Below are 1628 nucleotides of genomic sequence, written 5' to 3' on the forward strand. Positions count from 1 at the left end.
CATCCCCCCGAAGGGGGCGGTCCGGCACCCCCGCGCCCCCGCCCGGCACCGGCCCGACCCCGTACCCGAAACGGTCACGAACGCACACCGGCCCCCGACAATCCCGAGAGGACTTTCGGCAGATGAACACCACGGCCCGCAGCATCCTGCGCGACATGGACAACACCACGCCCGACTTCACCCGCTACACCCCGACAAACAGCAAGCGCCCGGAAGGGCCCGACTACGGCGTCGACGGATGGCTGTTCACCCTGCCCAGCGAGTCCATCGGACCCACCCGGTTCGAAACCGGCACCTACGCCGCCTATCAGATCAGCACACACGGGATGCTGGTCTGGCAGGTACGCGAAGTCGGCGGGCAGCGGCGCCAGGTCGGCAGCCACAGCACCAGCCGTAAGGGCGCGGTCGCGTTCGCGGTCGGCGCGGTGGCCAAGGAACGGGAGAAGACCGCCGCACCGGCAACGCAGGATCGCAGGCCCCGTGCGCGGGGTGCGGCGTGGCGCCTGGCCGCCCCCAGCGCGGCAGGCGTCCACACGGCGCCGACCACCGAGGAGCGGCTGAGGCAGGCCCACGCCGGGTGGGAGGCCACCCGCCCGCACACGGCGGAAATCCGCCTGGCCTACCCCCTCGCAGGTGGCGGCGCGTCCCTGCGCCTCTACGACCAGGACGGCCGTGAGTGCCGCGAACCCATCCGCTTGACCGAGCGGGGCGCGGCCGGTCGCCAACACGACCCCGCCGGTACCTACCTGGACACCCTCACCGATGGAGCGATGACCCAAGGTCTCCTGATCGCCGCCGGATGGCACCTGGCCCAGCTCGGCTACAACTACGCCCCCCATGCGAAGTGGGCACCCTACACCGGTCGCGAATTCGAGCGCGAGCAGTGGGCCCAGTGGTCCAAGGCCCTGCCGGAAGAGCCCCTTACCCCCGCCATGGCACGCGTGGACCTCGTGATGACCCGGGAGCACCGCGCCTACCGCGAAGCGCTGTACGGGCCAGCCCCGGAACTCCCCGCGCTTCCGGCCGGGATGACCGCACACCCCACACAGCGCGGCCGGTGGACCGTCTGCCTCGAAAACCGACTCTTCCTTACCCTGTCGTGGCAGCCGCTCATGGGCGGCCAACGGTGGCGCATCTGGACCAGTCCGAACGCAACGAAGCTGCACAGCACGCACCACAGTGCACCGGAAGCGATCAAGGCACTCAGCGCCCTGTTCGCCGAGACCGACGCCAAGCGGGCCGCCCGCCGCGCCGAACGCGAGCAGTAACGGGGCCACGCCATGCACACGATCACCGCTGCCCGCCACCGGCTCCTACGACGACACCCCGCCGGAACCCGCCGCGCCGTGGGCGGCCGTCGATGGCTGCGCGCCACCGACTACAACCACAGGCGCCCCGGCCTCTACGGCGCGCACGGGCGCCCCGCGCCCCGCCCGACCGGTCCCGGCCAGCACCACCCCCGGATGAACCGCGCGGCACTCGCCCGCATCCACGACTGACCGCGCGCGGCCCCCGAGGCATGGAACCCGGGGGCCGCCGCTGCAAGCCGAAGGCCACATCGAGCAGACCCTGAGCGGGCACGAGGGCGAATGGGACCAAGTCCAGGACCACGACGAACACAGCGACTG

2 protein-coding genes are annotated in these 1628 nt (G+C 72.0%); both read left to right on the forward strand.

The window, feature by feature from the left end:
- The first annotated feature begins 122 nt into the window (after window positions 1-122).
- Window positions 123-1268 (forward strand): hypothetical protein, encoded by a 1146-nt coding sequence (locus EEJ42_RS31645; protein WP_123105306.1) that lies wholly within the window; start codon window positions 123-125, stop codon window positions 1266-1268.
- Window positions 1269-1280: 12 nt separating this feature from the next.
- Entirely contained in the window at window positions 1281-1499 is a 219-nt protein-coding gene (locus EEJ42_RS50395; protein WP_148082081.1) for a hypothetical protein, read from the forward strand.
- Window positions 1500-1628 lie beyond the last annotated feature (129 nt).

It is taken from the genome of Streptomyces botrytidirepellens, from assembly GCF_003721215.1.
GTDB classification, from domain to species: Bacteria; Actinomycetota; Actinomycetes; order Streptomycetales; family Streptomycetaceae; genus Streptomyces; species Streptomyces himastatinicus.